We start from the raw sequence: 18,465 nt of genomic DNA on the forward strand, positions 1-18,465 counted from the left end.
GAGATTAGATGGCAGTTAAAAATTATTTTTCGATATTTTTTACAAATGAACCTTGGAAGTTAGATGGGGAAGAAAGGAAAATTCATATTCTACTTAATGTGGTTTTAGGTATACCTATTTTATATTTACTTTCTTATATTTTCGCTAATCTTATGAAATTACATTATTTGCCCTTCTTTTTTGCCCTCTGTTTTTTTTTAATTGCATGGATTTTTTATGTATATTATTGGGATCAACTGGACAGTAAATATGGATTGAAACCTTTTCAATCACCATTTCCGTATTCTTATCAGGGTTATATAATTCTTTTTACTCTTTCGGCGCCTGCATTTTTCTTTTTAATGTTGGCATTAGGTTTAACATCGGGCAATTTCTGGTTTGGGTTAGGCGGTGCTGTTGCAGTGGTTTATCCTATTTTGGGAATGTTTTTTAGAATTAAAACGTTCAGCGATGATAGTATATTAATTCCTAAAGGTAAAGCAGTTTTACCTGATAATGTGGTTTTACCAGACGGTAAGGAATTTTCTTCTAGTAAAAAGGAAGTTATTGAAACTGTTAAAGGTTTTGGTTTTATGCCTCTCTCTTACTGGATTCTTGCATCGGCTGTGGGTTTATATACTGTTGGTCGCGGGTTTTCAGGAATACAATTGCACTTCATCAGTGGAACGCCGTCTTTAGGGGCTGCTGTTTTCACTATTATTCTGGGTTTATTACTGCAGACCGTGTATTTGTTTCCGGATAAGCTTAATAGGATTGTTCCTATTGAGTTGAGAACTAAGAACGGGTTTTTATTCATGTTTGTGTTTGTTTTGTTTGGTGTTTCACAGTTTTTAATCGATCTTGTCACAGTTCTAACTTCCTAAAAACAAACTTAATAGACAGAAATGAACATGATTGCAAACCACAGGTACTTCACTGATGATATAGCAACTTATATTAAGTATCCGGGGGATGCTGCTAAAAAGATCACAGTTGAAGACCCAGATAGTAATGAGTTAATAGACCTTGATTTCACTGGCAATCCTATTTCTAGAGTTAGTACTATGATTTATGCAAATGGTGGATACTTCCATGTAGATGATCCTGTCAATCCTACTTCTCTTGTTTATAAATATGCGGGTTATGAAGTAGTGATTCCAAACTAAAATACATTATAAACACGGCTTCCCAAAACACAGATCTCCAACGTCTCCAAGACCAGGAACAATATAACCATCTTTGTTGAGTTTTTCATCAACGGAACAGGTGTAAATTTCAACTTCAGGATGGTTTTTAAATATTTTTTCTATTCCATGCTCTGCAGAAATGACATTAAAAATTACAATCTTTTTAGGTGTGCCCTTCTTTTTAATTTCACTTAAAATAGCGTTTAAGGTGTGGCCTGTTGCAAGCATAGGGTCTGCAACTATAATGATCTTATTTTTTAAATCTGGCAGTTTAATATATTCTATTTTTGCATTAAATGGAGGTTCTTCACTTCTCCAGGCGCCGATAACCCCATATTCTGCCTCTTTGAAAACGTGTGATATTCCTTCAACCAGAGGAATTGCAGCCCTTAAAATGCTTACCACCACGATATTTTTCATGGCATCGATTTCAATCCCTTCTGCAGTTCCAAGAGGCGTATCTACAGTTACAGGTTTCTTTTCCAGGGTATTTGCATACTTATATCCCATCAACCTTCCAATTTCAATAATTCCCTCCCTGAAATGGACTCGGTCTATATTTTTGTCCCTTATTCTGGTGAGATTTTTCTGTACAACTGCATGGTCAACTACTTTTAACATGGGATACGCCTGCTTTGAAATTATTCTATTTTTTCTTCTTCATTATCATTTATTATAACCCTTTTACCCTCTGCAGTAGGTATGACCTTCATTTTCCCGCCTTCAAATTCTTTATCCAGCTCTTTTCCTTCAAATAACATGTGTAAAAAGACTGCAAGGGATGATACTTCTGAATGGGGCTGCGAAGTTACAGAAACATTCCAGTCAGCTTCTTTATAGACTTTAGTAGGGACTCTTGAACCCCCAACCACTACAAGCTTGTCCTTTGGCGATTTTCTAATATCACTTACAACTTCATGGACCTGAGACCCGTACATTGTGAGGTGAACTACTTCACCACCGTTGTTTTTCCATTCATCTATGAGGTTTTCATAATTTTTTTTATAATCCACTTTAAATTGACCGCCCCAACGTTTAGAAACATCTCTGACGTTTTCCATGAGCTTTGTATCTTCATCTCCATTTAAGATTACTCCATCTGCTCCAAAAGCTCTTGCTGTTAGGCAAACGTGGGTTGTTATTCGCGCATCTCTTTTTTGTCTGTGGTCAAGTCTTAAAACATTGATTTTCACTCTATCAGCTCTTATATGTATATTAAAACAGTAGTCATTACAAGAAGGGATACTAAACGCCCTATTTCATTGGAAGCTCCTAAAATATCTCCTGTTGCATATTTAAACTGTTTTGAAGCCACAGCAGCAACTGCAGAACCTGCAATTATCCCTCCAATTATTCCAAGGATTCCTGTGATATTTATGGCTAAAAATCCAATTATTGACGTTAAAATAAATGACAGTACTAATAATTTTATGTTCATTGATTCTATAAATAACCTTCCAGTTCCATCTGGAAACGGTTTTGAAAATGTTGCACAGGTTATAAGGCTTGTTTTTGCAGCTACCTCCGAAATTAAAAGTACTAAAAATATTAAACTTGCAGGGATAGCATTAATTGCTGAAAATGTAATTAGGGCAACTATAAAAAATAGGGAGATACCTCCAGTCCCAACCATCATATCCCGCATAACTTGAATCTTTTTGTTATGGTCTCCATGTACCATAAGTCCATCGCCCATATCCATAAGTCCATCTAGATGATGGAATCCAGTAAACCAGATTGCAAAACTGTAAACTATTGCTGCTGTTATGAGTTGAGATAGGTGAAGTACATTTAAAGATATGAATCCAACTGCACCAACAAATATTCCAATTAAGCCGCCAATTACCGGCCAGAACCATGTGAAAGCTGCCATTTCCTCAATGGTAGTGTGAATATTTAGGGGGATAACTGTTGAAAATGAAATAAGTCCGGCTATCCCTTTAAGTTTAGATGAATTTGATGCAGGGTGTGATTTTTCGTATTCTACATTCAGTACTCTTTTGTCGCTCATGATCATTCCCCGATCATTCCTCAAATATCTTGGACATGCACCCTGCAATAAGTCCTGCAAATACATCATCAAGTACAGGGCCAAGTTTACCAATTATGCCTGGTTTTTCCTCATCATATCGTTTAAAATTAAATATTGCTTTGGTCCCTGCAATTTGATTCGCTACAGACATTCCAAAGACTTCATCGGAATATAAGTATGCAGGATCATCATCTACATTTATTCCTGTTACTCTATGTTTTGCGTAATCTTCTTCAAGCCTTATTCCTGCAATTATGAACGACACAACGTTCAAATCTTCTAGAGACTTTAGGATCTGTTTGTGTAATTTTTCGTATAGCTCTTCGCTTTTTTCTACGCCTACACACAGTTCCATCCCGGCATCAACAAGATCCTCTATTTTGATACCCACACATTCTATATAATCTAAAACTTCTTTTTTATATCCTGAATTTAAAATGGCTTTTCTTGTGGCTTCTCTGACGCATTTCATAACTAAATCTTGAATTTCTGCGCTGTCAATTTCTTTGTCATTTTTTCCAGTACAGGCTACAATTAGTGAATCATTAGGATTTCCTGTAGATATATCTCCTGAAGAGCTTCGGACATCTAAATCCCATAATGCTGCTACTTTAGCCCTTTCTGCACATGAATGTGCGTTTAAAAGTGATTTATAACTTAGATCATTGTTTATAATTAATATGGTGCTTATGGATCTTTTATTATTATAATCCTCATTAATTACTTCTCCTGCACCCAATATGTTAAATGCATGGACTGAAACTATGGCTGTTACATACTCTGATGTTTCAACGATTGACTCGCTAATGCTGGCACCTGTTAAGATTACTGACGCTGGACTCAGCACATTTTTATTTTCAAGGAATTTATGGATATATCCTTCTTTATTTGGAATATCCGTATAATACGAATGGTTTATTATAGTTTTGATAGTTGAAAAATTATTGTTAACATTACTTAAAGATAAAAACCCCTTTTCTCTTTGGATTATAAGGGCGTCGCTTTCTATATTAATTTGGGCATCTTTGATACATATTTTATCCATTAAATCACCCTAAGGTTATTGCTGAAGCTGGTCAATTTAATTCTGATTTCTAAAATTTTGTGGTTTCCAGCTTGAATCTTGAAGTTGATATTATATTCACAGTCACCAATATTTAATAGGTGGGCAGAACATATGAATATATAGAGAAGGTGATGGCATGAAAGTTCATCTGAGGGTCTTTGTTGAGATAAGAAATTTAGGTAAAGCTATGAATGCTCTAACTGATGCAGGAATAACTGGATTTTATATTTTAGAATATAAGGGTATGTCTCCCCAGGATTGGAAGGGATTTTCTATAAAGGAAGATCCAGAGTCTGCAATTAAGATGATCAAAGATCATGCAAAGAATGCGCTGCTTATCTGCAGTGTTGTGGATGAAGAAAAAGTGGATGAAATAGTAAAAATGGTCCGCGATGCTCTTATGGGCGAAAAATACACTATTTTAGAAGTTCCAATACGCAGGATAATTATAAGTGACGGTAAAAATGAATAACTTGTTGTAAATATCAGTTATTAATTTATTTTATGTTTTTCTCTTTTCTAAAATAAGTTTTAATAATGTCATCATGCTTAATTTTACCTTATTTTTCTTAAAATAAATTTATAATAAAATATTATATGTCTGATCTATTTATATATTTAAATTGGCATTAATTGACTTTATTTTAAAATAGCAGCCTTTTAGAGCATTTTAAATCATTAATTAATGTTAAAATATATTAATTTTAAAATTTTGAACAATACAACATTTTTTTAATTTTTAGTTAAAATATTAGATATTTTATTGGATTAAAAACTATTTTTATTTTATAAATTTCAAAAAAAGGGTAAAATTTATATATTAAAACGTATTAAAAATTCAATTCCCCTATTTCTATTTCAAAAAATCATATTAAGTAAATAATCACATCTATTTTGAGATGAATTTCATAAAATATTTATATGCAGTAATACAAATTATTACTAAGTTTATACGGAGGTGTTAATTATGCTCCAACTGGTTCAGGGGTACCTAACCCTAGTGGCACCAAACAATCAACTGAACCAAAAAAACATATGGAGTGTGATTATATTAAGCGACAAATTAAAGCTAGTACGCTATTTGCGCTGTGCTCGATTGCAGCGCTCCTTATTATAAGTCCTGCAGCTGTTTCAGCTCATGGGATAGGTGCTTATAACGTTAAAATAACATCTAAGTATGTTATGGCAACAGGTAAATGTAGTTGTAGTTTGGCATCAAATTACAATTATCATACTAGAGTTTTCTACAATTATGACCCTTCATCACATACACGGGGAACTCTCTCATTTGAAGAAGGCCCTTCTTCGTGGACTTCACCTGAAGGTATGTGGTACAGTACAGTAACAGATATGGATTTCTGTTTAGTTCATGGAAAATCCCATGACTATCGTGGATTTTATTTAATCCCATATGATGGGGTAATCAATGGAAAAGAAGTTAAAAATGGATATTTCACAGGAAAAAAGATTGTTCCAAAAAATACAACACAAGTGGCTCAAAATACAGATCCCAATATTCCCAAGGTAAAAGCGCAGGATTATGAAGATGAGACAGTTGAACTGCTCATTGGAAATAAGTTGTATAGAATCGATAAAGATAAATTTGATTCATTTAAAATTGAGGGCCTATGGATAGCTGGGATGTAAATAATTCCAGCTCCAATTTTCTATTTTTCCAGCCAAAACTTTTGGTTTTAAACATGTAAACATGAATTTTTTTAAAATTAGCTAATTTATAACTTTGGACTTAGCTTGGTAACTTTACCATGGTAAGCCAGAAACTTTCTATTGATTGTATAACTTTTATAAACTGGTCAAAGTCCACTGGTTTTATGATGTAACAGTTGGCATGGTTGCAATAAGTTTTTAAAACATCGTCTTCAGCACTTGAAGTGGTTAGAATGACAACGGGAATACATTTGAGTTCTTCATTTTCTTTTATTTCTTTTAAAACTTCACGCCCATCTTTTCGAGGTAAATTCAAATCAAGCAATATTAAGTCTGGTTTTGAAGTATCTGTATATTCACCACTATGCTGCAGATATTCCATAGCTTCTACACCGTCTTTTACATGATATAATTTGTTATTTATTTTAAAATCCTTAAAAACCTCCATTACAAGACGGGCATCTGCAGGATTATCTTCTACAAGTAAAATTTCAACTGTTTTACCTATCAATTTACCACCATAAATTAAATTCACGTGTTAAATATTGTACTATTCTATATGTTAGCTGCTGGTTTCCAGATATCAGCTTGATACTATGTTTAAATAGGATGAAAAGCACTTATTTATTTTTTTTAATTAAACTCCATGTAGTTTGCAATTCTTTAATTAATGATTTATTAACATTTTTATGTTTATATTTGTCTATTAGAAAGAATTCTTTTCTTTAATGAATGTTTAACAGGTATGTTTGAATAGGGGACTATAATTATTTTTTTAAGAATTAATGCATCTTTTTTAAACATTTTATTTAGTTTCTCTTTATAATGGGATGTATTAATAATGTACCACTATAGATTAATATGTATGATTGAAATATTAATACTTTTCTAAAACTTTCATAATTGGGGGGATAAAAAAGGTTTAATGGAATATAAAATGAATATGGCGGAAATGAAAAATAAATAGGGGTATAATAAATATGAAACTTGATTTAAAAATTAAAATTAAATCTTTATAATATTTAAAAAGGGATAATATATTAAAATTTAGATGTATTCCATTTATTGAAAACTATGGTTAAAATGGGGATAATTTAACAGTTTTAATCCAGAAAGTCTTTGATTATTTTGACTATATTTAAAAACCTGTTAAAATTCACAGTTTTTGTAACATAATGCAGGTATGATTGTAATATGTCCTGTAGTTTATATGTAGAATGGAATGTCCTTTTCAGTAATGGGCGGTCATGATTCTTAATTAGATAGTTTAAACATAATTTCATAGATGTATATAAGTTTAAATCATTTTAACATCTTTAAAGGCTCTTATGCGTCTCATGCATGATTCACAAGTACCGCAGGGTTTTTCTTCACCTATATAACATGAATAACTTAAATCCATAGGTGCATCTATTTCCATGCCGAGCTTAACTATTTCAGTTTTACTCATGTTTATAACTGGAGCTTCAATTTTTACACCTTCAAGTGTACCAATTTCCAGGACATTATTAAATGCGTCTAAGAATTTTTTTGAGTTATCTGGGAATGTAACTGCTTCTTCTAAGTCCCATCCTACAATGATCTTTTCTGCATTTAGAGCTTCTGCAAAAGATGTTGCTATGGCTGTAAAAACTACATTTCGCCCAGGAACCCATACTTTTCGAGCTGTTTCATCGCAAATTTCCTTGCTGTCGAGTTCATCCATTTTAAGTTCAGGGACCTCCGCGTCAGAAGTTAAAGCTGACTTTCCAAGCTTTTTAAGCCATGGAAGATCCAGAACGTTGTGTTCAATTCCCAATTTTTCACATACGGCTCCTGCAGACTTAATTTCCATTTCTGCACTTCTTTGACCGTAGTTAAACGTTATCGCATGGATTTCATATTTATCACTGTAATATGCTGTTGCAACGGTTGAATCGAGCCCTCCTGAAAGGACAGATATTGCTTTTGGTTTGTTTTTCATTATATCACACCGAATTTTATAATTAATAATTATCCAACAATTCCTTAAATGCATTGTTAGCTCTTTTCATAACATCTTTTAGAGGTACGCCCGTTTCATATGCTATTTTTTTAGCATCCTCATATTCGGGGCTGTAGTTTATTACTTCTTCTCCAATCATTCCAATCTTGATCTGTATATCGTGTTCCAGTCCACTAATATCTAGCTTTATAGGTACAATTTCTCTTTTTACAATATTTCTGTGGACATAAGGTAGTACTCTAACTCCAAGTGTTCCAGTTTCCCTTATAATTGCTTCAGATACTGCACTGCTATCTTTTGGTTTTGTTATCACTCTTAAAAGATGCCCTGGCCTATTTTTTTTCATTAATACTGGAATCACACTAATATCTAAAGCCCCTTTATCCATAAGCTTATCAAATGTGTGACCAATAACTTCTCCGGTTACAGTATCAAGGTTAGTCTCAAGAATAGACACCTTATCAGTTGGAACAATAGATTCTCCCTTCACAACCCTTAAAACATTTGGTATTTCAAGGTTTCTTTTTCCTGCCCCGTACCCGATCCTGCTGTTTGTAACCAGGGGGTAAAAATCACAGATCTCATCCACCATGTTTACATAAAGAGCTGCTCCTGTGGGAGTTGTAAGCTCATAATTAACAGGCCCTCCAAATGATGGAACATTTTTGAGTATTTCAAGAGTTGCAGGTGCAGGAACACTTAATTTTCCGTGCATGCTGTTAATTCTGCCCCCACCAAGTGCAACTGGCATTCCATAAATTTTTTTTGAATCAAGCCCTAGTTTATAGAAACAATAAGCAGAACCGATGATGTCAGCTACAGCGTCTGCAGCTCCAACTTCATGGAAGTGTATTTTATCTAAACTTGTACCATGAACTGTAGATTCCGCTTCTGCAACTGTTTTGAATACTTTTTTTGCAAATTCCAAAACTTCAGGACTAATTTTGTATTTAACTTTATCTAGAATCTCAATGAGCTCTGCATAACCAATTGAATTTTTGTCTTCACATTCAATATCTGCATATGTGGCAGAAATGCCTGATTTTTTGGTCTTATCTATTTTGATCTTGATATCCCCAAAATGAGACGCATAGTTTTCCATAACTTCTGCTACCTCTTCTGCATCCACTCCTAGATCTATAAGTGCGCCTAGCACCATGTTTCCAGATATTCCTGAATTTTGAGGATCTAAAATAACTACCATTATACCAATTTCCTTTGAAGCTGTTATTTTTTTAAGACTGTAATTTGTATCTTAATTATATTCAATAATTTTAATAGATTAATTGATGTTTCTATTAAACTCAAACATGATATTTGACGAATTTAATAATTACTGTTTGAATCCACAATAAACTGCAAGATGGTAATATTTCCAGATTATATCGACATCTTTAAAACCAATTTCACGAAGCCAGTCAAGATGATCAGTTATTTTTACAGGATGATCTTCTGTTTCTGCAGCAGGTACCCATTTTTCTTCTATTTCTCCCATGCCGATGCTTAAGTTCATGAATTCTTTCCATTTGGCAGTATATACTTCTTGTAACTGTTTATTTGATGCTAAAACGGCATCTGCATTTAAGAATACTCCTCCATGGGCCAGAGCTTCGTATATTTTTTTGTAAAATCTTTTCTTATCCTCATCCGTTGCAAGGTGATGCAGTGCCAGTGAAGAAACGATTACATCATATTTTTCGGTGAAATTATATTCATAAAAATCACCTACAGTATATTCTATGTCAGTGTAATCCTGTAATTTTAATTTAGCCATTTCTATCATATTTTCAGCTAAATCGAGACATGTTACTTCGGTATTTTTAAATTGTTCCTTCAATGTTTGGGTTACAGTTCCAGTACCACAGCCAAGGTCAAGGACTTTTACAGGAGCATCCTGTTCAAATGGAATGGAACTGATTAATGCATTTATCATGTCTTTATAATGTGGAATTAATTTAAGGATAACTTCATCAAATTCGGAGGATTCTTCTTCAAAATGAGCCTTTACTTTATCGCTTTTTTTCAAAATAATTCACCTTTAAAAATTAAATGATACAGTTAACTGTTAAATATTATACTTTTTTTAGTATAATATTAGAATTTTAGTGGATTTAAAATGAGCTATTGAATTACAAAAAAAGAATTATAAAAAAAAGAATAGGGATTTATTTTATTACCATTAAGGTATCTCCTGCGTTTACAGTATCCCCTTCTTTAATGAAGATTTCTTCTACAGTTCCAGAGCTTGTAGCATGGATATCATTTTCCATTTTCATAGCTTCTAAGACAGCGACTACATCTCCTTCATTCACATTATCTCCTTTATCAACTTTGAGTTTAAGTATCATTCCCTGCATTGTAGAAGTTATTCCTCCTTCAACAGGGCCTGTAGATCCTTGAGAGCCTTCTGCTTCTATTTCCATGTAACCTACTGGTTTCACTTTAACATTAAAGATTTCACCATCCACATCTACAGCATATTCTGTAGGGATTCCAGTTGGTGCTTCACATGAATCAGCTTCTACAGGTGGTGCAAGTGGTTCTTCTTCACAATCACCACGTAAGAATTTTGGAGCAACAGCAGGATAAAGAGCATATGTTAAAATATCCTCTTCTTTTTTAATAATTCCTAATTCTTCTCCTTTTTCTTTGCATTTTTCAAGCTGAGGTTTAAGTAAGTCCGCAGGTCTTACAGTTATTGGTTTTTCATCACCAATAATTTTCTTCATGATATCTTCATCAACAGGTGCCGGAGGTTTTCCATATAATCCTTTCAGATAATCTTTAACCTCTTTAGTGACAGATTTATACCTTTCTCCACCTAATACATTCATAACTGCTTGAATTCCAACTATCTGACTTGTTGGGGTTACAAGGGGAGGATATCCAAGGTCTTTCCTAACTCGCGGTACCTCTTCAAGCACATCCTCGTATCTATCAAGTGCATTTTGAACCTTAAGCTGTGATACAAAATTTGACAGCATTCCACCAGGTATCTGATAAATTAAAACTTCGGTATCTACTTTTTCAGCAATAGGGTCTAAAATACTGCTGTACTTTTTACGTATTTCTTCAAAATACTTTTTGATATTTGTAAGAAGTTTTAGGTCAAGTCCAGTATCATAAGGAGTACCTTGAAGGGCTGCTACCATACTTTCAGTTGGCGGCTGGGATGTACCCCATGAAAGAGGTGAAATAGCAGTATCTAAAATATCTACCCCTGCTTGACAGGCAGCATAGTAACTCATAGGTGTCATACCGCTTGTGCAGTGACAGTGTAAGTTTATTTTTAGATTTGTTTCTTCTTTAAGGGCAGTTATTAATTCATAAGTATCATGTGGTGTTATTAAACCAGCCATATCTTTTATGGCTACTGAATCACATTCTAATGCTTCTAATTCTTTTGCAAATTCTACATATTTTTCTACAGTATGAAAAGGACTTACTGTATATGAGATTACTCCCTGTACGTGTGCATCCTGCTCTTTTGCAACTTTAATGGAGTATTCCATGTTTCTTATATCATTTAATGCATCGAATATTCTGAAAACATCTACTCCATTTTCATAGGATTTCTCAACAAATTTTCGTACTACATCGTCAGGGTAATGTTTGTACCCTACTAAATTTTGACCACGAAGTAACATTTGAATAGGAGTTTTTTTAAGGTGTTCTTTAAGCTCTATAAGCCTTTCCCATGGGTCTTCATTTAAATAGCGTATGCATGTATCAAATGTTGCTCCACCCCATGCTTCCATTGAAAAAAATCCTACTTTGTCCATTTCTTCAGCAATTGGCAACATATCTCTAGTTCTCATTCTTGTCGCCAAGAGAGATTGATGTGCATCTCTGAATGCTGTTTCTATGATTTCTATCTTTTTCATAGTGACCCTCACGGTAAGTTTGAATATATCATTATAATCAGTCTTTATATAGTTAGTCTAAACTGTCATATATACCCTATTTCTTTAAGTTATGATGGGTATGTAAAATTTTTTAAAAAGTAGATCATTAATTAAGCTAATTTAGGTAGTAGATAATACTGCATCCTGCTATACATTTAAAATGATTCGGTTATCTAATATTTAAACTTATTCAATTTTACTACTTTACCTAATCTAAAATTTATATGTCAATATTCAACTTTACAAATTATGAAATCACTATTTTCGTATACCACTTTGGCATAATTTGGAATTATTTCGTTAATATGTGCAGATATGTTCCCGCTGTAATAATAAAGATAACCGAATTGAGAATTAACTGGTTTTGCATATATAGTTTTATTTTTGGATGTGAAAGTCAATCTTTTGTCGTATACAATGTAACCTATATTTTCTTTTTCAAAAACAGATTTAGAAGTGCTTTTATTGAATTTTCCAAACCCATAATGGATAGGCATCGATGATTCGGTAGCTATGAAATATCCTGAATAGATATTGGATATAAGAATAGATCTACTTTTATTTCCGTTCTCATTGAACCATTTTGTTATATCTACCTCTGAATCAGTTGGAGGTGCAATTTGAAGATATCCAAATTCATTTGTAGTTCCAAATTTTGCTATTTTTGGATTATCTACAGTTAGAATTCCTAAAAACGTAGATAATGCGAAAATACTTATTAAAAATACTGTTCCAAATGATCTGGATGAAAATAATTTATGCTCCTTAAATTTATAATAAACCTGACTTAATCCGAATCCGCCCAGTATTGAGAGGGGTATGAGTAAATAGATTAAAACTCTGTATGATATAACATTTATGCCAAACCAATAAGCGTTACTTAATAAAAACATAGTTAAAATCCATATAAAAATAAATAAATGTTTCTTTTCCATTTTTTTCAGCGCGAAAAGTGTTCCTATGGCTGCAAATATTAAAATTAATGAACCAATATTTCCAAGGTAAGATACTATGCTCATAGGTTGATTATAACTTAAGGTAGCTGTATACCCAATTATGGAAAGCCCGTGGTGTATGATGTTGTAAAAGATGTCTGGTTTAAATAAAAAGAGAATAATTATACCGCAAATTATTAATGCAACTAAAAATACGAGAAAAGCTCCATAATTTTTTAAAGTAGATATATCTCTCTTTAAAATTAAATCTAGTATTGTAAAGGAAGTAATAACTAAAAACAAGCATAAAGATGCAGCAGAATGTGTTGATATAACTAAAAGAAATAAGAATCCTGATATTAGGCTGTATTTTATTATCTTTTTGTCAATTGATTTATAATATAGATAGACTGCAAGCGGTATAAATATTAATGCAAGATTTTCTGGAAGGGGCAGGATAATTCTAGTAATTAGATAGCTGGATAATATCAAAAAACCTGTTGAAATACCTGCAATTTTACCGTAAAACTTTGTTGCAACATATGACACTGATAAAACAATGAACATGGCTAAGATAGGCTGCATGAATTTTGCAATCTGAAAGTAATCTAATTTTAAAAGTGTTCCTAAACCTGCAATTAAAAAGTGAAATAATGGAGGATAACCTATATTTAGTCCTGAAGGTGCATTTAAAAGAGGATCTTTCAATACAAAACCGTACTGGGTGTAAATTTGTGCATATTGTACATGATATATTATATCAAAGCTTAAAGGCCACCCGTATTTCAACGTTGGAATTAAAGCTATAAAAAATACTGCTATTGCGGGAATAATAAATGATATATTGTATATTCTCTTTAAATTCATTGTACCACGTTGAATAAATAACTTAATAATGGAACTATAGGTCTGAAGCAAAAGCGCTTGCACTATGATAGTGTTAATTAACTAATGTATGTTTTGCAAAAACTGTATATTATATCTATAGTAAATGTGCTAAATAGTCAAGGTTTTAAAAATTACTCAATTCCAGATAATTTCAGGACATAAAAATAACATGAATTTGATGAATTTTATTTTTTAAGATTTTAATTGAATTGCAATAAAATACGCTTCGATAGGCCTCTAATTGGTACAAAAACGGATCCTTCGAAACATTTATATGGGATAAAAACATAAGTGTTGTTGTCGGAAGTATGTTTCCTTATTCCGGCATGAGGAAAAAAATCAAAAAATTAAAAAAATAAAATTCATTTAAAAACAAAAAATTGAGGTCTATTATGGTAAGAAAAATCGCAATTTATGGAAAAGGTGGAATTGGAAAATCCACAACTACTCAAAATACAGCATCAGCTATGGCTCATTTCCACAACCAGAGGGTTATGATTCATGGTTGCGACCCTAAAGCAGATAGTACAAGAATGATTCTTAGGGGAAAAATGCAGACCACCATGATGGACACCCTTAGGGAAGAAGGGGAAGAAGCGTGTATGGATCTCGACAATGTTATGTCAACAGGTTTTAAAGACATAAAATGTGTCGAATCTGGAGGTCCTGAACCTGGTGTTGGTTGTGCTGGTCGTGGTGTAATCACTGCAATTACAATCATGGAACATCTGAAAGTCTACGATGACAACGACTTCGTTTTCTTTGATGTTCTTGGTGACGTTGTTTGTGGTGGATTTGCAATGCCTATACGAGACGGTAAAGCTGAAGAAATTTATGTTGTAGCATCTGGAGAGATGATGGCGCTTTACGCAGCAAACAACCTTTGTAAAGGTATGGTAAAATACGCTGAACAGAGCGGTGTAAGACTTGGCGGAATAATCTGTAACAGTAGGAACGTGGATGGAGAAAAAGAACTCCTGGAAGAGTTTTGTAAACGTATAGGAACTCAGATGATCCATTTTGTTCCAAGGGATAACATCGTGCAAAAAGCAGAATTTAACAAAAAAACAGTAGTGGACTTTAATGCAGAATGTAATCAAGCTCATGAATACTCGGAATTAGCCCGTAAAATTATAGAAAACGATAATTTCGTAATTCCAGATCCAATGACCATGGACGAACTGGAAGAAATGGTTGTAAGTTATGGTTTAATGGATTAATCAGTGCAATGGAGAGAATAAAATGAAAATGATAAGGGCTATACTGAGGCCAGATAAGGTGGAAGAAGTCGTAGATACATTATCTGATGCAGGGCATGTTGCTTTAACTAAAATGGATGTTATTGGGAGGGGTAAACAGAAAGGAATTCGCCTGGATAATATCTACTATGACGAACTTCCAAAGGTAATGCTTCTACTGGTAACTCCAACTGAAAAAATTGATGAAGTAGTTGAAATCATCAATGAAACTGCATTTACTGGAAACTTTGGGGATGGAAAAATATTCATAAGCCCTGTAGAAGAAGCTTATACTGTAAGAACTCGAAGTAAAGGATTATGAGGGTCTCTATGAAAGAAATAGTAGCAATTATTCGACCTAACAAAATTAACCGGACAAAAGAGGTGCTCGATGCTTTAGGGTTCCCTGCCATGACTGCAAATGCAGTTTTTGGGAGAGGAAGGCAAAAAGCAATACTCGGGGAAGTGACCTTTGATATCCAGGATAAAAATCTTTGTAAAGAAGAAGGAAGCATGCGTTACGTTCCTAAAAGAATGATATCTCTGGTTGTCCCTGATGAAGATGCTTCTTTGGTGGTTGAATCTATAATGAAAGTAAACAACACGGGTCAGATTGGAGACGGTAAAATATTTGTTTGCCCCATAGAAGAGGCAGTTAGAGTTAGAACAAAAGAAACAGGAGAAGACGCAATTTTATAAATTAATAAAATTGCACTCTTCTATTTATAATTAAATTTATAAGGAGATTAAAAATGCCTTTCAAACTTTTTGAGGTGTCTAAACCTATCCCTGAGAGGAAAGAACACACCTATGTAAAACACTGTGGGGATCCTGAAGAGTGCCTTCCTAAATGTAATTCAAAAACAATCCCTGGATCTATGACTGAAAGGGGATGTGCATTTGCCGGAGCTAAAGGGGTTATAACTGGAGCTATAAAGGATGTAGCTCATATTGTACACTCTCCTGTGGGATGTACAGCTTACGGTTATGGGACAAAAAGGTATCCAACCACCACAGATATGCCAGACGGCAGTCAATTCCCGATAAAAGATTTTAATATTAAATACATTATTGGAACAGATTTGCAGGAATCAGATGTAGTATTTGGAGGAATGAAAAAGCTACGTCAAGCCATACTTGACACTAATAAAGAGTTCCCATTTGTAAGTGCAATTTACCTGTATGCAACATGTACTACTGGGCTTATAGGGGATGATTTAGACGCTGTAGCTAAAGAAATGGAAGAAGAATTAGGTAAGCCGATCATAGCATTTAATGCACCGGGATTCGCCGGACCAACCCAATCTAAAGGGCATACCATTGGAAACAATGTATTATTTAGTAAATTGGTAGGTACAACAGAGCCGCCAGCAACTACTCCCTATGATATAAACCTTATTGGGGAGTACAACATCGACGGGGATCTCTGGTTGCTTAAAGATTACTTTAAAGAAATAGGAATAAATGTCTTGAGTACTTTCACAGGTGACTGCTGTCATGATGAAATAGGATGGATGCACAGGGCAAAATTAAGCGTGGTAAGGTGTCAGAGATCTTCTACTTACATAGCAAAAATGATAGAGGACAAATACGGCGTCCCTTACATGAAAACTGACTTTTTCAGTACTAAATACTGTGCAGAAAACTTAAAAACTGTAGCAAGATTCTTTGATCTGGAAGATAAAGCAGATGAATTAATTGCTAAAAAAATGGCTGAAGTAGGTCCTGAATTAGAATTTTATAGAAAGAAATTAGCTGGGAAAAAAGCGTTTATCTTTTCTGGTGGGCCTAAAAGTTATCACCTTTCTATACCATTACAGGAAGAGTTAGGAATGGACGTCACTGGTGTTTCATCCATGTTTGAACACGAAGATGGATTTGAAAAGATGAAAGGCAGAATAAAAGAAGGTGGCCTTGTAATTGACGATCCTAACGCACTCGAACTGGAAGAACTAATCGAAGATTATGATATAGATCTGATTATGGGTGGTGTAAAAGAGAAGTACTTTGTCCATAAATTGGGAATACCCTGTCTATTGATTCACTCATATGAAAACGGACCATACATTGGATTTGAAGGATTTGTGAACCTTGCAAGAGATATGTACGCTGCTATTTACAATCCGGTATGGAATATGCTTGAATTTGAAGAGACTGAAGAACCAGATATACCAAACGTTGAAGAGGAGGCAAAATAATGAGCATGAATCTTATAGAAAAAGACAGAGTAGCTACAATTAATCCTCTAAAAACCTGTCAGCCGCTAGGAGCAATGTGGGCTGTCACTGGGATTAGTAGGGCGGTTCCTTTAGTTCACGGTTCTCAAGGATGCTCAGCATTCGTTAGATACTGCCTCTCTCGTCATTTCAGGGAGCCTTCCGAAATTGCTGTAACATCCCTTCACGAGGATGCGGCAGTTTTTGGTGGAAGAAAAAATCTTGTTGAAGGTATCCAGAACGTTGCAATAAGGCTTAAACCTGATTTCATTGGTGTAATTACCACATGTTCCAGTGAGATCATCGGTGATGATGTAATTGGGTTTATAAAAACAGCAAAAGGAGAACTTAAAGAAAAAATTGGTGAAGAAGCAACTGAAAAAATAAAAATTGTACCAATAAGTACTCCAAGTTTCGTTGAAACACACCTTAAAGGCTACGATAATACAATTAAAGCTTTGGCTGATTACGTAGCTGAACCTTCAGAACCCAATGAAAAGATAAATATAATTCCTGGAATGGTAAACCCTGGAGATATACGTGAAATAAAACACATGCTCAGACTCATGGATATTGAAAGCATAGTCCTTGCGGATATTTCCGATCCATTTGATGCGCCACTCAGGCCATCTACAACTGAATACAAGCCGTATTATCCAAAGGGAGGAACAACTGTAGATGAAATCGTTGATTCGGCAAACAGTGTAGGTACCATATCTCTTACTAAGTATGCTGGTTCAGGTGCTTTATCTCTGGAGAAAAAATACAACGTACCTGCAGAACTTGGTCCAATCCCTATAGGTGTTCGAAATACTGATCAATTCCTTAGGAACTTGAAAAAACTCACAGGTCAAGATATCCCTGACTCGATCTTGGATGAAAGAGGTTTATTGATAGATTCCATGGCGGATGTAGCTTCAAGATATCTCTTTGATAAAACCGTAGCTATCTATGGAGATCCTGAAATTACCTCTGGAATAGCAAGGTTCGTTGGGGAACTTGGTATGGAACCAAAACTGGTTCTTACTGGATCTAAAAGTCAGGAATTTGTTAAAGACATAGAAAAAGTAGCCAAAGAAACTGGAGCTGAAATAGATACCATGGTTGATCAGGATTTAAGGTCAATGGAAGTGTATCTCAAGGACAATCCTGTGGATCTGATGATAGGCGGATCAGATGCAAGGCTCATGGCTAAAGAAAATGACATTCCTCTGGTAAGAGTCGGCTACCCGGTTTATGACCGTGTAGGATACCACAGGCGCCCTATAGTGGGGTACAATGGTGGTATTTATCTTATGGATCTGATAACTAACACAGTACTTGAAAAATACTATGAACCAGAACACTGGAAACTCCAGCAGTAGATT

19 protein-coding genes are annotated in these 18,465 nt (G+C 34.2%); 9 read left to right on the forward strand and 10 right to left on the reverse strand.

All coding sequences use genetic code 11. The features are described 5' to 3' along the window. Window positions 1–8: 8 nt before the first annotated feature. On the forward strand, window positions 9–863 hold the full coding sequence (locus AAGU07_RS11875) for a hypothetical protein (protein WP_342459275.1): 855 nt from the start codon (window positions 9–11) through the stop codon (window positions 861–863). A gap of 21 nt (window positions 864–884) precedes the next feature. Next, window positions 885–1,145: a hypothetical protein gene (locus AAGU07_RS11880; protein ID WP_342459276.1), complete on the forward strand. Its 261-nt coding sequence runs from the start codon at window positions 885–887 to the stop codon at window positions 1,143–1,145. Window positions 1,146–1,151: 6 nt separating this feature from the next. Here AAGU07_RS11880 and upp read toward each other — a convergent pair whose 3' ends face one another. The 4 genes from upp to AAGU07_RS11900 are packed head-to-tail and all read right to left on the reverse strand — an operon-like array spanning window position 1,152 to window position 4,243. Next, window positions 1,152–1,787: a uracil phosphoribosyltransferase gene (upp, locus tag AAGU07_RS11885; protein WP_342459277.1), complete on the reverse strand. Its 636-nt coding sequence runs from the start codon at window positions 1,785–1,787 to the stop codon at window positions 1,152–1,154. Window positions 1,788–1,807: 20 nt separating this feature from the next. Continuing rightward, complete coding sequence (locus AAGU07_RS11890) at window positions 1,808–2,359, reverse strand: tRNA (cytidine(56)-2'-O)-methyltransferase (RefSeq protein WP_342459278.1); 552 nt, start codon at window positions 2,357–2,359, stop codon at window positions 1,808–1,810. Between the two features lie 11 nt (window positions 2,360–2,370). Further along, window positions 2,371–3,177, reverse strand: coding sequence for an adenosylcobinamide-GDP ribazoletransferase (cobS, locus tag AAGU07_RS11895; RefSeq protein WP_342459279.1), 807 nt, complete (start codon window positions 3,175–3,177; stop codon window positions 2,371–2,373). A 13-nt stretch (window positions 3,178–3,190) separates the two neighbouring features. Beyond that, window positions 3,191–4,243, reverse strand: coding sequence for a phosphatidylglycerophosphatase A (locus AAGU07_RS11900; RefSeq protein WP_342459280.1), 1,053 nt, complete (start codon window positions 4,241–4,243; stop codon window positions 3,191–3,193). Window positions 4,244–4,400: 157 nt separating this feature from the next. Here AAGU07_RS11900 and AAGU07_RS11905 point away from each other — a divergent pair, with 157 nt between their 5' ends. Together AAGU07_RS11905 and AAGU07_RS11910 are read left to right on the forward strand one after the other, a co-directional pair. Next, window positions 4,401–4,736 (forward strand): MJ1244 family protein, encoded by a 336-nt coding sequence (locus AAGU07_RS11905; protein ID WP_342459281.1) that lies wholly within the window; start codon window positions 4,401–4,403, stop codon window positions 4,734–4,736. A 563-nt stretch (window positions 4,737–5,299) separates the two neighbouring features. Continuing rightward, window positions 5,300–5,911: a hypothetical protein gene (locus AAGU07_RS11910; protein ID WP_342459282.1), complete on the forward strand. Its 612-nt coding sequence runs from the start codon at window positions 5,300–5,302 to the stop codon at window positions 5,909–5,911. A gap of 100 nt (window positions 5,912–6,011) precedes the next feature. Here the strand turns inward: AAGU07_RS11910 and AAGU07_RS11915 are convergent, their stop codons facing one another. The 6 genes from AAGU07_RS11915 to AAGU07_RS11940 form a co-directional block, all read right to left on the reverse strand. Continuing rightward, the gene (locus AAGU07_RS11915; RefSeq protein ID WP_342459283.1) at window positions 6,012–6,443 is read right to left on the reverse strand and encodes a response regulator; all 432 of its coding nucleotides are present in this window, start codon (window positions 6,441–6,443) and stop codon (window positions 6,012–6,014) included. 786 nt (window positions 6,444–7,229) lie between these two features. Continuing rightward, window positions 7,230–7,895 (reverse strand): 7-cyano-7-deazaguanine synthase QueC, encoded by a 666-nt coding sequence (gene queC / locus AAGU07_RS11920; RefSeq protein WP_342459284.1) that lies wholly within the window; start codon window positions 7,893–7,895, stop codon window positions 7,230–7,232. 22 nt (window positions 7,896–7,917) lie between these two features. Then, window positions 7,918–9,120 (reverse strand): nickel pincer cofactor biosynthesis protein LarC, encoded by a 1,203-nt coding sequence (gene larC / locus AAGU07_RS11925; RefSeq protein ID WP_342459285.1) that lies wholly within the window; start codon window positions 9,118–9,120, stop codon window positions 7,918–7,920. A 129-nt stretch (window positions 9,121–9,249) separates the two neighbouring features. Then, the gene (locus AAGU07_RS11930) at window positions 9,250–9,942 is read right to left on the reverse strand and encodes a class I SAM-dependent methyltransferase (RefSeq protein ID WP_342459286.1); all 693 of its coding nucleotides are present in this window, start codon (window positions 9,940–9,942) and stop codon (window positions 9,250–9,252) included. Window positions 9,943–10,081: 139 nt separating this feature from the next. Next, the gene (gene oadA, locus AAGU07_RS11935; RefSeq protein ID WP_342459287.1) at window positions 10,082–11,800 is read right to left on the reverse strand and encodes a sodium-extruding oxaloacetate decarboxylase subunit alpha; all 1,719 of its coding nucleotides are present in this window, start codon (window positions 11,798–11,800) and stop codon (window positions 10,082–10,084) included. A 248-nt stretch (window positions 11,801–12,048) separates the two neighbouring features. Then, complete coding sequence (locus tag AAGU07_RS11940; RefSeq protein ID WP_342459288.1) at window positions 12,049–13,623, reverse strand: hypothetical protein; 1,575 nt, start codon at window positions 13,621–13,623, stop codon at window positions 12,049–12,051. A gap of 413 nt (window positions 13,624–14,036) precedes the next feature. Here AAGU07_RS11940 and nifH point away from each other — a divergent pair, with 413 nt between their 5' ends. From nifH to AAGU07_RS11965, 5 genes are read left to right on the forward strand one after another with little or no spacing between them, the layout of a single operon-like run. Beyond that, window positions 14,037–14,864 (forward strand): nitrogenase iron protein, encoded by an 828-nt coding sequence (gene nifH / locus AAGU07_RS11945; protein ID WP_069582437.1) that lies wholly within the window; start codon window positions 14,037–14,039, stop codon window positions 14,862–14,864. A 22-nt stretch (window positions 14,865–14,886) separates the two neighbouring features. After that, the gene (locus tag AAGU07_RS11950) at window positions 14,887–15,204 is read left to right on the forward strand and encodes a P-II family nitrogen regulator (RefSeq protein ID WP_342459289.1); all 318 of its coding nucleotides are present in this window, start codon (window positions 14,887–14,889) and stop codon (window positions 15,202–15,204) included. Window positions 15,205–15,212: 8 nt separating this feature from the next. Then, window positions 15,213–15,581, forward strand: a complete 369-nt coding sequence (locus tag AAGU07_RS11955; RefSeq protein WP_342459290.1) for a P-II family nitrogen regulator — start codon at window positions 15,213–15,215, stop codon at window positions 15,579–15,581. 53 nt (window positions 15,582–15,634) lie between these two features. Further along, window positions 15,635–17,080, forward strand: a complete 1,446-nt coding sequence (locus AAGU07_RS11960) for a nitrogenase subunit alpha (protein WP_342459291.1) — start codon at window positions 15,635–15,637, stop codon at window positions 17,078–17,080. Beyond that, the gene (locus tag AAGU07_RS11965) at window positions 17,080–18,462 is read left to right on the forward strand and encodes a nitrogenase component 1 (protein WP_342459292.1); all 1,383 of its coding nucleotides are present in this window, start codon (window positions 17,080–17,082) and stop codon (window positions 18,460–18,462) included. Before AAGU07_RS11960 ends, AAGU07_RS11965 begins: the two co-directional genes overlap by 1 nt. Window positions 18,463–18,465 lie beyond the last annotated feature (3 nt).

Origin of the sequence: Methanobacterium sp. (assembly GCF_038562635.1) — an archaeon.
Lineage (GTDB): Archaea > Methanobacteriota > Methanobacteria > Methanobacteriales > Methanobacteriaceae > Methanobacterium_D.

What these genes read in the sequence shown, in the direction of transcription:
- AAGU07_RS11965 (WP_342459292.1), top strand. Translation starts at nt 17,080, where the DNA reads ATGAGCATGAATCTTATAGAAAAAGACAGAGTAGCTACAATTAATCCT.
- queC (WP_342459284.1), bottom strand. Translation starts at nt 7,895, where the DNA reads ATGAAAAACAAACCAAAAGCAATATCTGTCCTTTCAGGAGGGCTCGAT.
- nifH (WP_069582437.1), top strand. Translation starts at nt 14,037, where the DNA reads ATGGTAAGAAAAATCGCAATTTATGGAAAAGGTGGAATTGGAAAATCC.
- upp (WP_342459277.1), bottom strand. Translation starts at nt 1,787, where the DNA reads ATGTTAAAAGTAGTTGACCATGCAGTTGTACAGAAAAATCTCACCAGA.
- AAGU07_RS11900 (WP_342459280.1), bottom strand. Translation starts at nt 4,243, where the DNA reads ATGGATAAAATATGTATCAAAGATGCCCAAATTAATATAGAAAGCGAC.
- AAGU07_RS11950 (WP_342459289.1), top strand. Translation starts at nt 14,887, where the DNA reads ATGAAAATGATAAGGGCTATACTGAGGCCAGATAAGGTGGAAGAAGTC.
- oadA (WP_342459287.1), bottom strand. Translation starts at nt 11,800, where the DNA reads ATGAAAAAGATAGAAATCATAGAAACAGCATTCAGAGATGCACATCAA.
- AAGU07_RS11875 (WP_342459275.1), top strand. Translation starts at nt 9, where the DNA reads ATGGCAGTTAAAAATTATTTTTCGATATTTTTTACAAATGAACCTTGG.
- AAGU07_RS11910 (WP_342459282.1), top strand. Translation starts at nt 5,300, where the DNA reads ATGGAGTGTGATTATATTAAGCGACAAATTAAAGCTAGTACGCTATTT.
- AAGU07_RS11955 (WP_342459290.1), top strand. Translation starts at nt 15,213, where the DNA reads ATGAAAGAAATAGTAGCAATTATTCGACCTAACAAAATTAACCGGACA.
- AAGU07_RS11960 (WP_342459291.1), top strand. Translation starts at nt 15,635, where the DNA reads ATGCCTTTCAAACTTTTTGAGGTGTCTAAACCTATCCCTGAGAGGAAA.
- AAGU07_RS11905 (WP_342459281.1), top strand. Translation starts at nt 4,401, where the DNA reads ATGAAAGTTCATCTGAGGGTCTTTGTTGAGATAAGAAATTTAGGTAAA.
- cobS (WP_342459279.1), bottom strand. Translation starts at nt 3,177, where the DNA reads ATGAGCGACAAAAGAGTACTGAATGTAGAATACGAAAAATCACACCCT.
- AAGU07_RS11940 (WP_342459288.1), bottom strand. Translation starts at nt 13,623, where the DNA reads ATGAATTTAAAGAGAATATACAATATATCATTTATTATTCCCGCAATA.
- larC (WP_342459285.1), bottom strand. Translation starts at nt 9,120, where the DNA reads ATGGTAGTTATTTTAGATCCTCAAAATTCAGGAATATCTGGAAACATG.
- AAGU07_RS11880 (WP_342459276.1), top strand. Translation starts at nt 885, where the DNA reads ATGAACATGATTGCAAACCACAGGTACTTCACTGATGATATAGCAACT.